Origin of the sequence: Streptomyces soli, assembly GCF_003999195.1 — a bacterium.
Classification (GTDB): Bacteria; Actinomycetota; Actinomycetes; order Streptomycetales; family Streptomycetaceae; genus Actinacidiphila; species Actinacidiphila soli.
Genome location: NZ_RJVR01000283.1, coordinates 43,509 through 61,260, shown reverse-complemented (window position 1 = coordinate 61,260; position 17,752 = coordinate 43,509). Strand labels below are relative to the sequence as shown.

At 70.1% G+C, this 17,752-nt stretch carries 18 protein-coding genes, 1 tRNA gene, 3 pseudogenes and 1 riboswitch; of the genes and pseudogenes, 10 read left to right on the top strand and 12 right to left on the bottom strand.

The annotated features are described in order from the left end of the window. Positions 1–236: 236 nt before the first annotated feature. Both EFK10_RS31175 and EFK10_RS31170 read right to left on the bottom strand, forming a co-directional pair. Positions 237–310, bottom strand: a tRNA-Met gene (locus EFK10_RS31175). A 61-nt stretch (positions 311–371) separates the two neighbouring features. Then, positions 372–782: a Fur family transcriptional regulator gene (locus EFK10_RS31170; protein WP_127358999.1), complete on the bottom strand. Its 411-nt coding sequence runs from the start codon at positions 780–782 to the stop codon at positions 372–374. 159 nt (positions 783–941) lie between these two features. On the opposite strand from EFK10_RS31170, the gene EFK10_RS31165 reads away from it, so the two are divergent. Continuing rightward, positions 942–2,402 carry a catalase gene (locus tag EFK10_RS31165; RefSeq protein ID WP_127358998.1) on the top strand — a complete coding sequence of 487 codons (1,461 nt, stop codon included), beginning with the start codon at positions 942–944 and terminating at the stop codon, positions 2,400–2,402. A gap of 115 nt (positions 2,403–2,517) precedes the next feature. On the opposite strand, the gene EFK10_RS31160 is transcribed toward EFK10_RS31165, so the two are convergent. Further along, a complete protein-coding gene (locus EFK10_RS31160; RefSeq protein WP_127358997.1) occupies positions 2,518–2,916 on the bottom strand; it encodes a CBS domain-containing protein in 399 nt (132 codons plus the stop codon). A gap of 109 nt (positions 2,917–3,025) precedes the next feature. Further along, on the bottom strand, positions 3,026–3,823 hold the full coding sequence (gene hisN / locus EFK10_RS31155) for a histidinol-phosphatase (RefSeq protein WP_127358996.1): 798 nt from the start codon (positions 3,821–3,823) through the stop codon (positions 3,026–3,028). A gap of 123 nt (positions 3,824–3,946) precedes the next feature. On the opposite strand from hisN, the gene EFK10_RS31150 reads away from it, so the two are divergent. Next, the gene (locus EFK10_RS31150) at positions 3,947–4,570 is read left to right on the top strand and encodes a TetR family transcriptional regulator (RefSeq protein ID WP_127358995.1); all 624 of its coding nucleotides are present in this window, start codon (positions 3,947–3,949) and stop codon (positions 4,568–4,570) included. Positions 4,571–4,584: 14 nt separating this feature from the next. Here EFK10_RS31150 and EFK10_RS31145 read toward each other — a convergent pair whose 3' ends face one another. The 4 genes from EFK10_RS31145 to EFK10_RS31130 form a co-directional block, all read right to left on the bottom strand. After that, entirely contained in the window at positions 4,585–4,908 is a 324-nt protein-coding gene (locus EFK10_RS31145) for a DMT family transporter (RefSeq protein WP_127358994.1), read from the bottom strand. 76 nt (positions 4,909–4,984) lie between these two features. After that, positions 4,985–6,016 (bottom strand): ribosome small subunit-dependent GTPase A, encoded by a 1,032-nt coding sequence (rsgA, locus tag EFK10_RS31140; protein ID WP_127358993.1) that lies wholly within the window; start codon positions 6,014–6,016, stop codon positions 4,985–4,987. A 12-nt stretch (positions 6,017–6,028) separates the two neighbouring features. Further along, positions 6,029–7,360, bottom strand: coding sequence for a 3-phosphoshikimate 1-carboxyvinyltransferase (gene aroA / locus EFK10_RS31135; protein ID WP_127358992.1), 1,332 nt, complete (start codon positions 7,358–7,360; stop codon positions 6,029–6,031). Positions 7,361–7,456: 96 nt separating this feature from the next. Beyond that, complete coding sequence (locus tag EFK10_RS31130) at positions 7,457–8,170, bottom strand: M50 family metallopeptidase (RefSeq protein ID WP_127358991.1); 714 nt, start codon at positions 8,168–8,170, stop codon at positions 7,457–7,459. Between the two features lie 53 nt (positions 8,171–8,223). Here EFK10_RS31130 and EFK10_RS31125 point away from each other — a divergent pair, with 53 nt between their 5' ends. The 7 genes and pseudogenes from EFK10_RS31125 to EFK10_RS31095 all read left to right on the top strand — a co-directional run. Then, positions 8,224–9,021, top strand: coding sequence for an SOS response-associated peptidase (locus EFK10_RS31125; RefSeq protein WP_127358990.1), 798 nt, complete (start codon positions 8,224–8,226; stop codon positions 9,019–9,021). Between the two features lie 101 nt (positions 9,022–9,122). After that, a complete protein-coding gene (locus EFK10_RS31120; protein ID WP_164836216.1) occupies positions 9,123–9,770 on the top strand; it encodes an alpha/beta hydrolase family protein in 648 nt (215 codons plus the stop codon). Positions 9,771–10,008: 238 nt separating this feature from the next. Next, positions 10,009–10,653 carry a sigma-70 family RNA polymerase sigma factor gene (locus tag EFK10_RS31115; protein WP_206305650.1) on the top strand — a complete coding sequence of 215 codons (645 nt, stop codon included), beginning with the start codon at positions 10,009–10,011 and terminating at the stop codon, positions 10,651–10,653. Next, entirely contained in the window at positions 10,650–10,982 is a 333-nt protein-coding gene (gene rsrA / locus EFK10_RS31110; RefSeq protein ID WP_127358988.1) for a mycothiol system anti-sigma-R factor, read from the top strand. Before EFK10_RS31115 ends, rsrA begins: the two co-directional genes overlap by 4 nt. 205 nt (positions 10,983–11,187) lie before the next feature. Beyond that, the gene (locus EFK10_RS31105) at positions 11,188–12,168 is read left to right on the top strand and encodes a tetratricopeptide repeat protein (RefSeq protein WP_127358987.1); all 981 of its coding nucleotides are present in this window, start codon (positions 11,188–11,190) and stop codon (positions 12,166–12,168) included. A 76-nt stretch (positions 12,169–12,244) separates the two neighbouring features. Beyond that, positions 12,245–12,889, top strand: coding sequence for a peptide deformylase (def, locus tag EFK10_RS31100; RefSeq protein WP_127358986.1), 645 nt, complete (start codon positions 12,245–12,247; stop codon positions 12,887–12,889). Between the two features lie 22 nt (positions 12,890–12,911). Next, positions 12,912–13,184: pseudogene (locus EFK10_RS31095) on the top strand (TSUP family transporter); the annotation flags it as partial. Here the strand turns inward: EFK10_RS31095 and EFK10_RS51100 are convergent. The 4 genes and pseudogenes from EFK10_RS51100 to EFK10_RS31075 all read right to left on the bottom strand — a co-directional run. Next, a pseudogene (locus EFK10_RS51100) lies at positions 13,184–13,372 on the bottom strand (GNAT family N-acetyltransferase); the annotation flags it as partial. The pseudogenes EFK10_RS31095 and EFK10_RS51100 sit on opposite strands and share 1 nt — an antisense overlap. After that, complete coding sequence (locus tag EFK10_RS31085) at positions 13,356–13,625, bottom strand: DUF397 domain-containing protein (RefSeq protein WP_127358984.1); 270 nt, start codon at positions 13,623–13,625, stop codon at positions 13,356–13,358. The pseudogene EFK10_RS51100 and the gene EFK10_RS31085, both read right to left, overlap by 17 nt. A 47-nt stretch (positions 13,626–13,672) precedes the next feature. Next, positions 13,673–14,686 carry a ribonucleotide-diphosphate reductase subunit beta gene (locus EFK10_RS31080; protein ID WP_127358983.1) on the bottom strand — a complete coding sequence of 338 codons (1,014 nt, stop codon included), beginning with the start codon at positions 14,684–14,686 and terminating at the stop codon, positions 13,673–13,675. Further along, the gene (locus EFK10_RS31075; protein ID WP_240677583.1) at positions 14,686–17,097 is read right to left on the bottom strand and encodes a ribonucleoside-diphosphate reductase subunit alpha; all 2,412 of its coding nucleotides are present in this window, start codon (positions 17,095–17,097) and stop codon (positions 14,686–14,688) included. The genes EFK10_RS31080 and EFK10_RS31075 overlap by 1 nt, the downstream gene beginning before the upstream one ends. A gap of 144 nt (positions 17,098–17,241) precedes the next feature. After that, a riboswitch (cobalamin riboswitch) is annotated at positions 17,242–17,316 on the bottom strand. A gap of 162 nt (positions 17,317–17,478) precedes the next feature. Here EFK10_RS31075 and EFK10_RS31065 point away from each other — a divergent pair. Next, positions 17,479–17,733 (top strand): annotated as a pseudogene (locus EFK10_RS31065) (helix-turn-helix domain-containing protein); the annotation flags it as partial. Between the last annotated feature and the right edge of the window lie 19 nt (positions 17,734–17,752).

Genomic DNA, 17,752 nt, shown 5'->3' with positions numbered 1-17,752 from the left:
CGGCCCTGCGGCTCGCCCTGCTGGCCGCACGGCACGGCCAGCTCGCCGACGCCCAGGCCTGGTGCGCCCGGGCCGCGCAGTGCCGCCCCGCGGAGGTCGCGGAGCGTGCGGCGCGGCTCGCGGACGCGCTGCGGCAGGAGCTGTCCGCGTAACGGTGGGGGTCCCGCCCCCACCGTGGCAGGACCAACGAGAACGACAAGAGGGCCCGGAACCGAAGTTCCAGGCCCTCTTCGCAGTAGCGGGGACAGGATTTGAACCTGCGACCTCTGGGTTATGAGCCCAGCGAGCTACCGAGCTGCTCCACCCCGCGTCGTTGTGTCTTTACTCTAACCCACCCCCGCTGAGCAGCGCAAATCCGCTCAGCGGGAGGCTCAACGGCAGTCCGGGCACAGGCCCCGGTAGGTGACCTCGACATCGGCGATGGCGAAGCCGAAGCGCTCACCGTCGGGCAGGTCGAGCATCGGGTTGCCCGACGGGTGGACGTCCCTGATCGTGCCGCAGTTCGAGCACACGAGGTGCTGGTGTGCGTGGTGGGCGTTGGGGTCGTACCGCTTGGCGCGGCCGTCCGTGGCCACCTCGATGACCTCACCGAGGGTGACCAGCTCACCGAGGGTGTTGTACACGGTCGCCCGGGAGATCTCGGGCAGCCGGGCCGCGGCACGCGCGTGTACCTCGTCGGCGGTCAGGTGGACATGGTCGCCGTCGAGGACCTCGGCCACGACGCGTCTCTGCGCGGTCATACGCCAACCGCGTCCGCGCAGTCGTTCCAGCAGGTCGCTCATTGTCAGATTCACCTATCAGTGGGAATGGGTCCACCTTAACAGTGCTTGTCCGGCTTGTGAATCAGTACGACTTTGGCATGCTTCTTGACTTAGACTCTGTCTATCGTAGGATCGGTTCCGGCGATAGCCAAGGGACAGGACTCATCCAGGGAGACGCACGTGACGGTTCAGGAGACGGGCCCGCTGACCACCGAGTCGGGAGCTCCGGTTGCGGACAACCAGAACAGCGAGACCGCGGGCCTCAGCGGGCCGGTCCTCATCCAGGACCAGAGCCTTCTGGAGAAGCTCGCGCACTTCAACCGCGAGCGCATTCCGGAGCGCATCGTGCACGCCCGCGGCGCTGGTGCGTACGGCACCTTCACGCTGACCCGCGACGTCAGCCAGTGGACCCGGGCGAAGTTCCTGTCCGAGGTCGGCAAGCAGACCGAGACCTTCCTGCGGTTCTCCACCGTCGCGGGCAACCTCGGCTCCGCCGACGCGGTACGCGACCCGCGCGGCTTCGCGCTGAAGTTCTACACCGAAGAGGGCAACTACGACCTCGTCGGCAACAACACCCCGGTGTTCTTCATCAAGGACGCCATCAAGTTCCCCGACTTCATCCACACCCAGAAGCGCGACCCGTACACCGGCTCGCAGGAGGCGGACAACGTCTGGGACTTCTGGGGTCTGTCGCCGGAGTCGACGCACCAGGTGACCTGGCTGCTCGGTGACCGCGGTATCCCCGCCACGCTGCGCCACATGAACGGGTACGGGTCGCACACGTACCAGTGGAACAACGAGGTTGGCGAGGTCTTCTGGGTCAAGTACCACTTCAAGACCGACCAGGGCATCAAGAACCTCACCACCGAAGAGGCTGTCCAGCTCTCCGGCATGGACCCCGACAGCCACCAGCGTGACCTGCGCGAGGCCATCGAGCGCGGCGAGTTCCCGTCCTGGACCGTGCAGGTGCAGATCATGCCGGCGGCCGAGGCGGCCAACTACCGCTTCAACCCGTTCGACCTCACCAAGGTGTGGCCGCACGCGGACTACCCGCCGATCGAGATCGGCAAGCTCGAGCTCAACCGCAACCCGCAGAACATCTTCGCCGAGGTCGAGCAGTCGATCTTCTCGCCGGCCCACTTCGTGCCCGGTATCGGCCCGTCCCCCGACAAGATGCTGCAGGGCCGCCTCTTCGCGTACGGCGACGCCCACCGCTACCGCGTCGGCATCAACGCCGACCACCTGCCGGTGAACCGCCCGCACGCCACCGAGGCCCGCACCAACAGCCGCGACGGCTACGCGTACGACGGCCGGCACGGCGGCGCCAAGAACTACGAGCCGAACAGCTTCAACACCATCAAGGAGACGGGCCGCCCGCTGTGGCAGCCGGTCCCCGTCGCCGGCGGCACCGGCAACCACGAGGCCCCCTCGCACGCCGAGGACAACGACTTCGTGCAGGCCGGCAACCTCTACCGGCTCTTCTCCGAGGAGGAGAAGGAGCGCCTGATCGCCAACCTCGCCGGCTTCATCGCCCAGGTGTCGCGTGACGACATCGCCGAGCGCGCGATCAACAACTTCCGCCAGGCGGACCCCGACTACGGCAAGCGGCTGGAAGCCGCGGTCCAGGCCCTTCGCGGCTGATCGGCCGCTTGCCGTAACAGACCCGGCCGGGGTCAGGTTTCAGGGACCTGACCCCGGCTGGTTTGCGGCTATGCGCCGCCGCTCTCGCGGCCCGGGCCCTCGCCGTGGGGGTTCCTCAATTGATGGTTGCTGTTTCAAGCGCCGCAGGGACCCAGCACCGCACGATGTCGCGCACCGAGACGATCCCGACCGGGGAGTTGCCCTCCAGCACGATCAGGTGCCGGAAGCCGCCGCGCACCATCGCGGCCGCGGCGTCCTCCAGGGTCCACTGCGGGGCGGCGAAGACCACGTCGGTGGTGGTGTGGCGCTGGGCGGTCTCAAGGTCGGGGCTGAGCCCGGCGCCGACCGCGTCGAGGATGTCACGTTCGGTGAGGATGCCGAGTCCGTAGGTGTCAGGATCGAGGACCACCGCGGCGCCGACCCGCCGGGCGGACATCAACTCGGCGGCCTGGCGGAGGGTGTGGGCGGGGCCGATGGTGAGGACGACGGTGGTCATGGCGTCTCGGACGAGCATGGAGTACCCCTTGAGATTGCTTTCACAAGTTCACAAGCTCGGGCGTTCTCATATTCACATGCTTCGCCTGGCGCAGCAAGGGCACTGCGCAGAGTGATTGACCGGGGAGCTACGAACGCCCCAGGTAGCCCAGCATCTCCTCGTGCAGTAGCCCGTTCGAAGCCGCCGCGTTCCCGCCGTACGGGCCCGGGATGCCGTCGAGGCTGGTGAAGCGGCCCCCGGCCTCCCGCACGATGACCTCGTTGGCCGCCATGTCCCACAGGCTGAGCTCCGGCTCCGCGCAGATGTCCACCGAGCCCTCGGCGACCATCATGTACGGCCAGAAGTCCCCGTAGCCGCGGGTGCGCCAGACCTTGCGGGTCAGGTCCAGGAAGCCGTCGAGCCGGCCCTGCTCCTCCCAGCCGCTCAGCGAGGAGTAGGCGAAGGAGGCGTCCTCGAGGTTGCGTACGCTCGACACGTGCAGCCGGGTCGCGGAGGACAGGCTGCGCCCGGTGAACGCGCCCGTGCCCTTTGCCGCCCACCAGCGGCGGCCCAGCGCCGGCGCCGACACGACGCCGACGACGCCCTCGTCACCGCTGTCGCCGCGTACGTTCAGGGCGATGAGGGTGGCCCAGACGGGCACCCCGCGTACGTAGTTCTTGGTGCCGTCGATGGGGTCGATGATCCAGCGGCGGGGACCGGTGCCCTGGGTGCCGTACTCCTCCCCGAGGACCGCGTCGCGCGGGCGGGCGCGGCCGAGCTGGCCGCGGATCAGCTCTTCGGCCCGCTTGTCCGCCTCACTGACGGGCGTCATGTCGGGCTTGGTCTCGACCTTGAGGTCGAGTGCCTTGAAGCGGTCCATGGTCGCGGCGTCGGCGGCGTCAGCCAGGATGTGCGCGAGGCGCAGGTCGTCGTTGAAGTCGGGCATGAAGCGAACAGTATCGATCGCATGCCGTCGAGGTCACGCATGGAGCGCCCGGAGCCTTGACACGGGCCTACCGCGCGTCAATTCTGACCGCACGGCCCCGTCTCCCGGGCCGTGGAGGCGACGATGCCCACAGCACGTGAATCGCTGCTCGACGCGGCCCTGTCGGCGCTTGCGGAGCAGCCCTGGGGTGCCATCCGGATGGTTGACGTGGCCGCCATCGCCGGAGTGTCGCGGCAGACCCTCTACAACGAGTTCGGCAACAAGGAGGGCATCGCCCGCGCCCTTGCCCGCCGCGAGGCCGACGACTTCCTCGACGGCCTCGACCACGCCCTGTCCACCGCCGGGAGCCTGGGCGCCGACGCCGGTGACTGCTTCGCCGCCGCCACCGCCTGGATGCTGCACACGGCCCGCCGCAACGCCCTCGTCCGCGCCACTCTCACCGGCTGCCGCGGTGACCGCGTCCCGGCCGCCGCCGTCATCGCCGTCCCCGCCCAGCGCAGTCTGCGGGCACGCAAGGAGGACCAGCCCCTCACCTCCGCCGAGGTCATCGCCGCCATCCGGTCCCGGGCCGCCGTCGCCCTCGCCGGCGGCTTCCCCAAGCTCGATCCCGCCGAGATCGCCTGGACCTGCGAGGCCGCCGTCCGCCTCGCGCTCTCGTACGTCGTCGCCCCCGCCGCCGACGACGAGGAGGCCTGCCTCCAGGTGGCGCGGCTGGTACGGGGACTGCTGGCACCGCGCGGGTGGTGACCGGCGGGCGGTGACTAGTGCGCGGACCCGGACAGCTGGAGCCCGATCACGCCGAGGATGACCAGGGAGATGGAGACCAGCTTCAGGGTGGACACGATGTCGCCCAGGAAGGCCATGCCGTAGATGGCCGTGCCGGCGGCGCCGATGCCGGTCCAGACGGCGTAGGCGGGGCCGACGTCGAGCTTCCTCAGGGACAGGGTGAGGAGGCCGAAGGAGCCGACGGCGAAGAGGCAGAAGGCGACCGTGGGCCAGAGGCGGGTGAAGCCGTGGGAGAGCTTGAGGCAGACGGCGAAGCCGGTTTCGAGGATGCCTGCGACCACCACGAGGAGCCAGGCCATCGAATGCCCTCCCGTTTCGTTCCGGTGGATCCTGTGTGATGAGCGATCATCACACAGCATGCCCGGAAAACAGGGGTCAGTCCCCTTCCCTGCGCTCCCGCGTTGCGAGGAGCCGCCGCAGGGACTCCAACCGGGCGGGTTCGGCGTGGCCGGCGGCCACCCACGCGTCCAGAGCGCAGTCGGGTTCGTCGTGGCTGCAGGCGCGCGGGCAGTCCTCCGTACCCGGTTCGAGGTCGGGGAAGGCGTGGATGACGCGCGAGGGGTCGATGTGGTGGAGGCCGAAGGAACGGACGCCGGGGGTGTCGATGACCCAGCCTCCCCCAGAGCCTTCGGCCTGGGAGGTACCCCCATCGCCCGGCAGCGGCAGCGCCAGGGCGGACGTCGTGGTGTGCCGGCCGCGGCCGGTGACGGCGTTGACGATGCCGGTGGCGCGCTGCCGCTCGACCAGGGCGTTGACCAGCGTGGTCTTGCCGACGCCGCTGTGGCCGACGAAAGCGGTGATACGGCCCTTGAGGCGCTCGCGGATCTGGTCGACGCCGCCGGTGAGGAAGTCGTCCCGGTTGGTGACGACGTACGACAGGCCCAGCGGCCCGTACGTCTCCAGCAACGGCTCGGCCGGGGCCAGGTCGGACTTGGTCAGCACGAGGAGCGGGTCGAGCCCGGCGTCGTACGCGGCCACCAGGCAGCGGTCGATCATGCGCGGGCGGGGCTCGGGGTCGGCGAGGGCGGTGACGATGGCGAGCTGGTCGGCGTTGGCGACGACGACGCGCTCGTACGGGTCGTCGTCGTCGGCGGTGCGGCGCAGGACGGAGTCGCGCTTCTCGACCCGGACGATCCGCGCGAGGGTGTCCTTGTCCCCGGACAGGTCGCCCACGACGGCGACCCGGTCGCCGACCACCGCGCTCTTGCGGCCCAACTCGCGGGCCTTCATGGCGACGACCTGCCGGTCGTCGATGAGGACGTGGAGCCGGCCGCGGTCGACGGTGAGGACCATGCCCTCGGCGGCGTCCTCGTGCTTGGGGCGGATGTTGGTGCGCGGACGGTTGCCCTTGGGGTTCGGGCGGGACCGGATGTCGTCCTCGTCTGGGTTCTTGCCGTAGCGACGCATGACCGCAGGCCCTCAGGCCCGCGCGGGGGAGAGCGGGGAGAGCATGGCGCTCCACATCTCGGGGAAGTCGGGGAGGGTCTTCGCGGTGGTGGCGACGTTCTCCACCTCGATGCCGTCCACGGCCAGGCCGAGGACCGCGCCTGCGGTGGCGAGGCGGTGGTCGTCGTACGTATGGAAGACGCCGGAGCGCAGCGGGCGCGGGCGGATCCGCAGGCCGTCCTCGGTCTCGGTGACGTCGCCGCCGAGCTCGTTGATCTCCTTGGTGAGGGCGGCGAGCCGGTCGGTCTCGTGCAGGCGCAGATGTCCGACGCCGCGCAGGACGGACTCGGAGTCGGCCAGTGCGGCGACGGCTGCGATGCCGGGGGTGAGCTCGCCGACGTCGGACAGGTCGGCGTCGATACCGTGGATGCGGCCGGTGCCGGTGAAGGTGAGGCCCTTCTCGGTCAGCTCGCAGGAGCCGCCCATGCGGGTGAACAGCTCGCGCAGCGCGTCACCGGGTTGGGTGGTGCGCTCGGGCCAGTCGGGGATGGTGACCCGGCCGCCGGTGATCAGCGCGGCGGCCAGGAAGGGCTGGGCGTTGGACAGGTCGGGCTCGACGGTCAGGTCGCTGCCCAGCAGCGCGCTGGGGTCGACCCGCCAGACATTCGGCTCGCCGCCGTACTCCGGGGTGTCGACCTTGGCGCCGGAGGCCCGCAGCATCTCGACCGTCATCTTGATGTGGGGCAGGGAGGGCAGGCTGGGGCCCACGTGGCGGACCTCGGCGCCCTGGTTGAAGCGCGGCCCCGACAGCAGCAGCGCGCTCACGAACTGCGAGGACGACGACGCGTCGATCGACACCCGCCCGCCGTCCAGCGCCCCGCCGCCGTGCACGGTCAGCGGCAGCGCGCCGCGCCCCTCGTCGTCGATCCGGGCGCCCAGCACGCGCAGCGCGTCGATCACACCGTGCAGCGGCCGCTCGTACGAACGCGGGTCGCCGTCGAAGCGGATCGGGCCGTCGGCCAGCGCGGCCACCGGGGGCAGGAAGCGCATCACGGTGCCGGCGTTGCCGACGTCGACCGTGGCGGGGCCGTGCAGCCCGGCTGGGATGACCCGCCAGGCCTCGCCGCCGTACGGGTTCACGGTCTCGTCGATCTGGACACCCATGGCGCGTAGCGCCTCGGCCATCAGCACGGTGTCCCGGCTGCGCAGCGGACGGCGCAGCCAGCCGGGCTCGGAGGCGAGCGCGGCCAGTACGAGGGCGCGGTTGGTGACCGACTTCGACCCGGGCACGGTGACGGTCGCGTCGACGGGGCCGGACGCGATCGGGGCGGGCCACAAGGCGGTGTGCGCGGTGTTACCGGTCATGGGACCCAAGCCTAGTGGCTGCCGTCGAGGGAGATTCTTGATCGTATCGGGCGAAACCTGAGGGAAACAGACCTCTGTTAGGCCGCTCGCGTCGGCTTACAGGCCCAGCAACCAGCGGCCGCCGCCGAAGAGACCGATGAGCCCGATGGCGTAGAAGAGCAGCATCCACAGGGCTGCCGGAGTGTGCGTGAGCCGCGCGAGCTGGTCGGCGTCCGAATCCGGCGCTCCGCCGTGACGGCGCTTGCGCTGCAGCTCCAAGAGCGGGCGTACGCCGCCGAGCAGCAGGAACCAGACGACCAGATACGCGAAGGCCGCCTGCACGGCGGGGCCGGTCAGCCACGACACCAGCAGAAAGGCCGCGCCCGTGAGGATGACAGTCAGCGCGCCGTACGCGTTGCGGATCATCACCAGCATCGCGATCAGCAGCGCAGTGGCGCCCCACAGGAGCGCCGTGATGTGACCGGCGGCCAGGAGCACCGCGCCCAGGATGCCGAGCAGCGACGGCGCGCTGTAGCCGGCGGCGGCGGTCAGTACCATGCCGAGGCCGGTCGGCCTGCCGCGCGAGACGGTCAGGCCCGAGGTGTCCGAGTGCAGCCGGATGCCGTCGAGGCGGCGGCCGCTCAGCAGGGCGACCAGGCCGTGGCCGCCCTCGTGCGCGATGGTGATCGCGTTGCGGGTCAGCCGCCATATGCCGTGCGGCAATATGGCGGCGAGGGCGACGAGGGCGGTACCTGCGACCAGCCATGAGGAGGGGTCGGGCTGGGTGCCGACGAGTTCGTTCCAGACGTTGTTCACATCGGTGAGCTGCACGCAGGGCACCATACGACAGCGAGCTGTCAGCGTGCCGTGGCAATCTGGCACTTATGTGCGGTCGATATGCAGCGAGCCGGAGGCCGGAGGATCTCGTCGGCCTGTTCGAGGTACGGCAATGGGATCCGGAGGAGGCACTCGCCCCCAACTGGAACGTGGCGCCCACGGACACGACGTACGCGGTGCTTGAGCGCCCCGACAAGGAGACCGGCGAGGTCGTCCGGCAGCTCCGCGCGATGCGCTGGGGGCTGGTGCCGGGGTGGGCCAAGTCACCTGACGTCGGCGTGAAGATGATCAACGCCCGGGCCGAGACCGTGCACGAGAAGGCGTCCTTCCGGCGCCCCTTCGTCTCGCGGCGCTGCCTGCTTCCGGCGGACGGCTACTACGAGTGGGTCACGGCGCCGGAGGAACGGCAGCTCGAGGAGCAGGGCAAGAAGAAGCGCCCCAGGAAGCAGCCGTATTTCGTGACCCCCGTCGACGGCTCAGTCATGGCCATGGCGGGTCTGTACGAGTTCTGGCGCGACCGCACGCTCCCGGACGACCACGAGCGGGCCTGGTGGGTCACCTGCACCGTCATCACCACCGCCGCCGACACCGCGCCCTTCGCCGAGCCCGCCCCCGACGACCGCCCCCGCTCCCTCGCCGACATCCACCCCCGCATGCCGCTCATGCTGACGCCGGACCGCTGGGACGACTGGCTTTCGCCTTCCCGTACGGACGCCCTCCTCACCCCGCCCCCGGCGGGACTGCTTCGGGCCTACCCCGTCCGTACCGACGTCAGCAACGTCCGCAACGACGGCCCCGAGCTGGTGGAGCCGCTCCCGGCGCCGGAGGAGCAGACGCTGTTCTGAGCCCTCCCCCCGGGGGTTGTGCCAGCCCGTTCCTCCCCCAGGCTTCGTCCGGGGGACCCCAGCGGAACGTTGCCCCACAACCCAAGTGGGAGACTCGCACCGTGAGCGAGATCGAGATCGTCGGAACCGCGGCGGGCGACGCCCGCATCACCTGGCACCGGGCCGCAGGCAAGAGGGCGCCGCGCGCGGTGCTGGCGGTGAGCCATGGGGCGGGAGGCGGGATCGAGGCAAGGGACCTGCGGGCGCTGGCGGCGGAGCTGCCCCCGCTAGGGATCGCCGTGGCGTTGGTGGAGCAGCCGTGGCGGGTGGCGGGGAAGCGGTTGGCGCCGGCGCCGAAGGTGCTGGACGCGGGGTGGCGGGAGGTGTGGCCGGCGCTGGCGAAGCCGGGGGCGCCGGTGGTGGCCGGGGGCCGTAGCGCGGGGGCGCGGGTGGCGTGCCGGACGGCGGAGGAGCTGGGCGCTCACGCGGTGCTGGCGCTGGCCTTCCCGCTGCACCCCCCGGGCAAGCCGGAGAAGTCCCGGGCCGACGAACTGCTCGCGCCCGTCGCCGCCGGGGTGCCGACTCTGGTCGTACAGGGCGGCCGCGACCCCTTCGGGCGCCCGGCGGAGTTCCCTGCGGGGCCGGAGTTGCTGGAGGTGCCGTACGCGGACCACGGTTTCGCGGTGCCGAAGTCGGCGGACATCACGCAGGAGCAGGCCCTCACGCTGCTGACCGACACCGTGGCGGGGTGGCTGAGCCTGGGGGAATGAGCGGCGGGCCGGGCGTGTTGTCCGGGACGTCGATAGGTATACGTCTACGCATGAGTGAGGAAGGCAGAGCCGCATGGTTTCATCCGCATGCCAGCCCCGCGCCGAAGCGGCATATTTGTCATGGCCGCAGTGGCCGGTAGGGGGCGCTGCGGCGGACGCGCCCGGCACGCCGGTCTCAGGCGGGATATCCTCCGAAACGAGCGGGACCGGTTTTGGCCCCGTGACCGTTTTCGAGGAGGTGGGTCCGGTCACCGGCACCGAAGACAGCACGGCCGATGGTCCCCGGGAGTCGGAGGCCGAGCGCAGCGCGCGCTTCGAGCGTGACGCCCTGGAGTTCCTCGACCAGATGTTCTCGGCCGCGCTGCGCATGACCCGCAATCCGGCCGACGCCGAAGACCTCGTGCAGGAGACGTACGCGAAGGCGTACGCGTCCTTCCACCAGTTCCGTGAGGGTACGAACCTCAAGGCCTGGCTGTATCGCATCCTCACCAACAGCTTCATCAACACCTACCGCAAGAAGCAGCGCGAACCCCAGCGCAGCGGTACGGAGGAGATCGAGGACTGGCAGCTGGCGCGCGCCGAGTCGCACATGTCGACCGGCCTGCGCTCGGCGGAATCCCAGGCGCTCGACCACCTGCCGGACTCCGATGTGAAGACGGCGCTGCAGACGATCCCGGAGGAGTTCCGGATCGCCGTGTATCTCGCGGACGTCGAGGGGTTTGCCTACAAGGAGATCGCCGACATCATGGGAACCCCCATCGGAACGGTGATGTCCCGTCTGCACCGGGGGCGGCGACAGCTGCGCTCGCTGCTTGAGGATTATGCGCGGGAACGCGGGCTCGTCCCGGCGGGCGCGGGAGATGAGAAGGGCTCGGGCACATGAGCTGCGGAAACCCGCATGAGACGGACTGCTCCGAAGTACTCGACCATCTGTACGAGTATCTCGACGACGAGATGTCCGAGGACGCCTGCAAGAAGTTCAAGCAGCACTTCGACGAATGCCATCCCTGCCTGGAGAAGTACGGGCTGGAGGCAGCGGTGAAGAAGCTGGTCAAGCGGTGCTGCGGCCATGACGACGTGCCGTCTGACCTGCGTGCGAAGGTGCTCACCCGGATCGAGCTGATCCGGGCGGCCGGGATGGCCCCGGTGCCGGAGCCGGCCGTGGAAGCCGGCGAGGCTTCCGGAGCCACTACCGGAACGCACGCTCCGTAAGGCGCTGACCAGGCCCGTTGTTACCGTCCGGGCCGGAACCGGACGGTAAGGAGCGGAAGCCCCCGCAGGCATGGTTGGATGCCGCTGAGCGGCAGCATGTCGCTAAGCCGCCAAACCGACAAGCCCGGCAGTGTGTGGCAGCACACGGCCATGGCAAGAAGGATGGCAAAGGAAGCGCACCAACCGGACAGCGGCAGGCGGGACATTGAGGATCTTCAGCAAAGTGCGGCACCGGCCCTCCGCCACCTGGCGGCAGGCGACCGACCGTGCCTTCACGCTGATCGGCGACGGGCGGTACGAGGACGCCGGCGCGTTGCTCACCCGAGCCGCCGACCTGGAGCCCTGGCTCTCGGAGTCCTGGTACAACCTGGCCCTGCTGCACAAGTTCCGGCACGACTGGGAGCAGGCCCGTACCGCGGGCCTGCGCGCCGTCGCCCTCCTGGACCGCGCCCCCGGCGCCCCCGACTGGTGGAACGTCGGCATCGCCGCCACCGCCCTGCAGGACTGGCCGCTGGCCCGCCGCGCCTGGCAGGCGTACGGCCTCCGGACGCCCGACGCGGTCGGTGAGGGCGAGCTGGAGATGGAGTTGGGCAGCGCCGCCGTCCGGCTCTCCCCGGAGGGTGAGGCCGAGGTTGTCTGGGGCCGCCGGCTCGACCCGGCCCGGATCGAGGTGCTGAGCATCCCGCTGCCGTCCTCCGGCCGCCGCTGGGGTGAGGTCGTCCTGCACGACGGCGTCCCGCACGGCGAGCGCGCAACCGCCGACGGCGCCTCGTACCCCGTCTTCGACGAGATCGAGCTCTGGGCGCCCTCCCCGGTGCCCACCTGGCTCGTACTCCTGGAAGCCGCCACCGAGGCCGATCGCGACGCCCTGGAGCGGCTCGCCGCCGACGCCGGGTTCGCCGCCGAGGACTGGTCCTCCTCCGTACGGCTGCTGTGTCGTACGTGCTCCGAGGGCCGGATGCAGACCGATGACGGTTCCGGCTCCGACTCGGCCCGCGACCCCCACGACCACAGCGAGCCCGGCCACCCCGGCCACCTCAGCCACCGCAGCGCCGGCAGCCTCTGGGTCCCGGAGCGCGAATGCGGCATCGCCGCGCCGGACGGACTGGTGCGCGGGCTGCTGGACGGCTGGGTCGCCGACAGCCCCGACACGCGGGACTGGCGCGACCTCGAAGAGGTCTGCTGACCGGTCCGCCGGCCGTCCCGTCGCACGTACCCTTAATGGCTCAAGGACGAAGCCCCAGGAAGGCGTACGGCACACCATGTCGCAGCAGGACACCGAGCAGCAGTACGAGCAGCCGACTGAGGCGCCGGGATACATCGACGACGTCACGGACGCGGAGGCCCGCGAGGAGGCCCACCGCGCCCGGGGCACCGTCCGGCCCATCACCGTCGTCGGCAACCCCGTGCTGCACCACGCGTGCCGGACCGTCACCGAGTTCGACGCCGACCTCGCGCAGCTCATCGACGACATGTTCGCCAGCCAGCGCGCCGCCGAGGGTGTCGGCCTCGCCGCCAACCAGATCGGCGTCGACCTGCGCGTCCTCGTCTACGACTGCCCCGACGACAACGGCGTCCGCCACACCGGGCACATCGTCAACCCCGTCCTTGACGAACTTCCCCCCGAGCGGCGTGTGCTCGACGACAGCAACGAGGGCTGCCTGTCCGTTCCCGGCGCGTACGCGGAACTGCCGCGGCCCGACTACGCCAGCGTCCAGGGCCAGGACATGCACGGCAACCCGATCGCCGTCCAGGGCACCGGCTTCTTCGCCCGCTGCCTCCAGCACGAGACCGACCACCTCAACGGCTACCTCTACATCGACCGGCTCTCCAAGCGCGACCGTAAGGACGCGCTGCGGCAGATGGAGGAGCTGACCCCGGCCTACGAAACCGTCCCCAACGACTGAGCCCGCCGGGGCCCGTGATGGGGTGGGGTCCGTGATCGGACTCAGCCCCCCGGAGATATCCGCCCTGGTCGCCGCCGCCCTCCTGGTGGGCTTCTCCAAAACCGCCATCAGCGGCGTCAGCGCCATCAGCGTCGCCCTCTTCGCCTCCGTACTCCCCGCACGCGAGTCGACCGGCGCGCTGCTGCCGCTGCTGCTGGTCGGCGACGTGTTGGCCGTACGCGCCTACCGTCGGCACACCGACTGGCCCGTCCTGCTCCGGCTGCTGCCTTCGGTGGCGGTGGGCGTGCTGGTCGGGGTGGGATCCGGCGAGCCCGCCACGAGCCACTCGTAGCGCTTCCGTAGCGCCTGCGGGGCGGCCGGATCCCCGCCGATGAAGGCGTGCAGGGCCGGGTCGGACAGCACCGCGGCCATCTCCTCCGCGTGCGCCACGCGCAAGGGGAGGAGATCCAGCCGTCGACTGCGCAAGCTAGAGGTCGAACTCACCGTCGATGGCACCGAGTTGGAACGCCTTCCACTCAGCGGCCGTATACCGCAGCACCGGACCCTCCGGCTCCGCCGAATTCCGCATGGCGACGGCGCCGCCCTCCAGGAAGGCCAACTCCACCTGGCCCTCGGCGGGGTCACCGCCGGCGCTCACCCACGTGACGCCGGAGATGTCCCTCGCGTACAGCGCTTCCTTCTCCGCTTCCTTGCGCGCGGCGCGCTGCTCCTCTGTTTCCTGCGTCTGGTCCGTCACGCCGTGATCCTCCCCGTCCAGTGACACGTAACGCCAGCGTAGACGGATCAGAAGTCGTCGTCGAAGGAGACCGAGCCTTCGACGGCGACCTGGTATGCGGAGGGGCGGCGCTCGAAGAAGTTCGTCAGTTCCTGGACGTTCTGGAGCTCCATGAAGGAGAAGGGGTTCTCGGAGCCGTAACGGGCGGGGAGGCCGAGGCGGACGAGGCGCTGGTCGGCGACGCACTGCAGGTACTCGCGCATGGACTCGGTGTTCATGCCGGGGAGGCCCTTGCCGCAGAGGTCGTGGGCGAACTGGAGCTCGGCCTTGACGGCTTCCTCGAGCATGGCGGTGACCTCCTTGGCCATGTCGTCGTCGAAGAGGTCGGGCTCCTCTTGCCGGACGGTGTCGATCACCTGGAATGCGAAGGCCATGTGGGCACTTTCATCACGGAAGACCCAGTTGGTGCCGGTGGCGAGGCCGTGCAGCAGGCCGCGGGAGCGGAACCAGTAGACGTAGGCGAAGGCACCGTAGAAGAAGAGGCCCTCGATGCAGGCGGCGAAGCAGATGAGGTTGAGGAGGAAGCGGCGGCGGTCGGCCTTGGTCTGGAGGGAGTCCAGCTTTTCGACCTCGTTGATCCACTTGAAGCAGAACTGGGCCTTCTCGCGGATGGAGGGGATGTTCTCGACCGCGTCGAAGGCGCCGGCACGCTCGTCGGGGTCAGGGAGGTAGGTGTCCAGAAGCGTCAGGTAGAACTGGACGTGGACGGCTTCCTCGAAGAGCTGGCGGGAGAGGTAGAGCCGCGCCTCGGGGGAGTTGATGTGCTTGTAGAGGGTCAGGACCAGGTTATTGGCGACGATCGAGTCGCCGGTCGCGAAGAAGGCGACCAGGCGGCCGATCATGTGCTGCTCGCCGGCGGAGAGCTTGGCGAGGTCGGTGACGTCGGAGTGGAGGTCGACCTCCTCCACCGTCCAGGTGTTCTTGATGGCGTCGCGGTAGCGCTCGTAGAAGTCGGGGTAGCGCATCGGACGCAGGGTCAGCTCGAAGCCCGGGTCGAGCAGGTTCTTGGTCTGGGTGGACATTACTGACAGGCCTCGCAGGACTCGGGGTTTTCGAGGGAGCAGGCGATCGCGTCGTCGTCGGGCGTCGCCTGTACTGGGGGTCCCCCCGCCGAAGGTAGGGGGAGGATGGGTGCCGCCGCGCGGGCCGACTGCGCGATGCGGGTCGCCGGGCGGGAGCGCAGGTAGTACGTCGTCTTCAGGCCCCGCTTCCAGGCGTACGCGTACATCGAGCTGAGCTTGCCGATGGTCGGGGTTTCCAGGAAGAGGTTCAGGGACTGGCTCTGGTCGAGGTAGGGCGTACGGGCTGCCGCCATGTCGATGAGGGCGCGCTGAGGGAGCTCCCAGGCGGTGCGGTACAGCGCGCGGACGTCCGCCGGGATCCAGTTGAAGCCGTCCACCGAGCCGCTCGCCTCGCGCAGTGCTTCGCGCGACTGGGCGTCCCAGACGCCGAGTTTCTTCAGGTCCTCCACCAAGTAGGCGTTGACCTGGAGGAATTCGCCGGAGAGCGTCTCGCGCTTGAAGAGGTTGGAGACCTGGGGCTCGATGCACTCGTACACGCCCGCGATGGAGGCGATGGTCGCGGTCGGGGCGATGGCGAGGAGGAGAGAGTTGCGCATGCCGACCTTGGCGATACGGGCACGGAGCGCCTGCCAGCGCTCAGGCCAGGTGGGCGTCACGCCGTAGTGGTCGGGGTGCAGGACGCCGCGTGCCGCGCGGGTCTTCTCCCAGGCGGGGAAAGGGCCGATGGGGGTCCCCCCTGCACCGGAGCTTGTCGAAGGTGCTTGGGGGCGTTCGGCGAGGCCTGCGGAGGCCTCGTACGCGGCGAGCATGATGCGCTCGGAGATACGGGTCGAGAGGACCTTCGCCTCGGGCGAGTCGAAGGGCAGGCGCAGCTTGAAGAAGACGTCCTGGAGGCCCATCGCGCCCAGGCCAACCGGGCGCCACTTGGCGTTGGAGCGGCCTGCCTGGTCGGTTGGGTAGAAGTTGATGTCGACGACGCGGTCGAGGAAGGTGACGGCCGTGCGTACCGTCTCGTCAAGGCGCTCCCAGTCGATGGAGCCATCGGCGACGAAGGAGCCGAGGTTGACCGAGCCCAGGTTGCAGACGGCCGTCTCCCGGTCGTCCGTCACCTCCAGGATCTCGGTGCACAGGTTTGAGGAGTGGACAACCGAGCCCGGCTCGGCGGTCTGATTGGCGGTGCGGTTCGAGGCGTCCTTGAAGGTCATCCAGCCCTGGCCGGTCTGGGCCAGGGTGCGCATCATCCGGCCGTACAAGTCCCGTGCGGGGATGGTCTTCTGGGCCAGGCCGGCCGCCTCGGCCTTGCGGTAGGCGGCGTCGAAATCGTCGCCCCAGAGGTCCACCAGTTCCGGAACGTCGGCGGGAGAGAAGAGCGACCAGGTGCCGTCGGTGTCGACGCGGCGCATGAACTCGTCGGGGATCCAGTGCGCGAGGTTGAGGTTGTGCGTACGGCGCGCGTCCTCGCCCGTGTTGTCGCGCAGCTCCAGGAACTCCTCGATGTCGGAGTGCCAGGTCTCCAGGTAGACGGCAGCGGCGCCTTTGCGCCGGCCGCCCTGGTTCACCGCCGCGACCGAGGCGTCGAGGGTCTTGAGGAAGGGGACGATGCCGTTGGAGTGGCCGTTGGTGCCCCGGATGAGGGAGCCGCGGGCGCGGATGCGGCTGTACGAGAGGCCGATGCCGCCGGCGTGCTTCGAGAGGCGGGCGACCTGGTGGTAGCGGTCGTAGATGGAGTCCAGCTCGTCCAGCGGGGAGTCCAGCAGGTAGCAGGACGACATCTGGGGGTGCCGGGTGCCGGAGTTGAAGAGGGTGGGGGAGCTGGGGAGGTAGTCCAGGCGGCTCATCAGGCCGTAGAGGGCGGCGACCTCGTCCAGCGAGCGCGCGGTGTGGTCCTCGGCCAGTCCGGAGGCGACGCGCAGCAGGAAGTGCTGCGGGGTCTCGATGACCTGGCGGGTGATCGGGTGGCGCAGCAGGTAGCGGCTGTGCAGCGTGCGCAGCCCGAAGTAGCCGAAGCGGTCGTCGGCCGAGGTGTCGATGAGGGCGTCGAGGCGGGCGGCGTGGACGCGTACGAACTCGGCGGTGCCGTCGGCGATCAGGCCTTCGCGGTGTCCGACGGCGACGGAGCTGGTGAAGGAGGTGACGCCTTCGCCGGCCGCCTCGTCGGCGATGGCGCGGGTCAGCAGCCGGGCGGCGAGCCGCGAGTACTGCGGGTCGTCGGAGATCAGGCCGGCGGCGGCCTCGGTGGCCAGCGCCCGCAGCTCGGCCTCCTCCGCGTGGGCGCTGCGGCCGCGCAGCGCGGCGGCGGCCACTCGACCGGGGTCGGTGTCGGGGAGGTCGGCGGTCAACTCCGTCAGGGTGCGCAGCAGGGCGGTGCCGGCTGGTGCGTGGTCCGCGGATGTGACGGGCGCGATGGTCACGTGTGATCTCTCCCTCGTACGGCGGCCGCGCGAGGGAATGGCAGGGCGCACGCGGGCATGCCGCGGCCGCGTCCACCGGCCCAATCCGCGAGGCCCGGACATGACGGCACCCGGGATCGGTTCTCGGGTGCGCTGCCGGCAGGCGGCCGGACTGTGCGGGCACGCCGAAGAGGGCCCGTTCACCGTTGCGGGGCAGCTCCGGATTCACACCGGATTCCCCTGCGGTGGCAGCGGTGTTGAGCATACATGTAGTGGTGCCTGGAGTTGGCGCCACCAGATGTTGTGTCTCGTTACAGCTCTATGTAATACGCGTGCAGCTCGATGCTGGGAACCGGGGCCCAGTCGCGCTCGGGAAGACGCTCGAAGCCGAGCCGCCGGTAGAGCCGGTGGGCGGTGTCGCCGCGTACGTTCGCCCGGCGCTTCCAACAGGAGACCGGGACGACGCCGTACCGGTGGCTCCTGGGGCAGCGGGTGCTGCTCGCGCGGGAGTTGCTGGAGGGGACGGGGGACACGGTCGACGCGATCGCGACGCGGGCGGGCTTCGGGAACGCGGCGACGTTGCGGCACCACTTCGGCCGGTGGGTCGGTACGACTCCGCAGGCCTACCGGCGCACCTTCCAGGTGCCGGTCCGGTAGGTGCTCCGATAGGCCTGCG

Excerpts from the sequence above, each read along its gene's own strand:
- hisN (WP_127358996.1), bottom strand. The coding sequence starts at position 3,823 with ATGCCCGACTTCAACGACGACCTGCGCCTCGCGCACATCCTGGCTGAC.
- EFK10_RS31080 (WP_127358983.1), bottom strand. The coding sequence starts at position 14,686 with ATGTCCACCCAGACCAAGAACCTGCTCGACCCGGGCTTCGAGCTGACC.
- EFK10_RS31125 (WP_127358990.1), top strand. The coding sequence starts at position 8,224 with ATGTGCGGTCGATATGCAGCGAGCCGGAGGCCGGAGGATCTCGTCGGC.
- EFK10_RS31160 (WP_127358997.1), bottom strand. The coding sequence starts at position 2,916 with ATGCTCGTCCGAGACGCCATGACCACCGTCGTCCTCACCATCGGCCCC.
- EFK10_RS31170 (WP_127358999.1), bottom strand. The coding sequence starts at position 782 with ATGAGCGACCTGCTGGAACGACTGCGCGGACGCGGTTGGCGTATGACC.
- aroA (WP_127358992.1), bottom strand. The coding sequence starts at position 7,360 with ATGACCGGTAACACCGCGCACACCGCCTTGTGGCCCGCCCCGATCGCG.
- rsgA (WP_127358993.1), bottom strand. The coding sequence starts at position 6,016 with ATGCGTCGCTACGGCAAGAACCCAGACGAGGACGACATCCGGTCCCGC.
- EFK10_RS31150 (WP_127358995.1), top strand. The coding sequence starts at position 3,947 with ATGCCCACAGCACGTGAATCGCTGCTCGACGCGGCCCTGTCGGCGCTT.
- rsrA (WP_127358988.1), top strand. The coding sequence starts at position 10,650 with ATGAGCTGCGGAAACCCGCATGAGACGGACTGCTCCGAAGTACTCGAC.
- EFK10_RS31145 (WP_127358994.1), bottom strand. The coding sequence starts at position 4,908 with ATGGCCTGGCTCCTCGTGGTGGTCGCAGGCATCCTCGAAACCGGCTTC.
- def (WP_127358986.1), top strand. The coding sequence starts at position 12,245 with ATGTCGCAGCAGGACACCGAGCAGCAGTACGAGCAGCCGACTGAGGCG.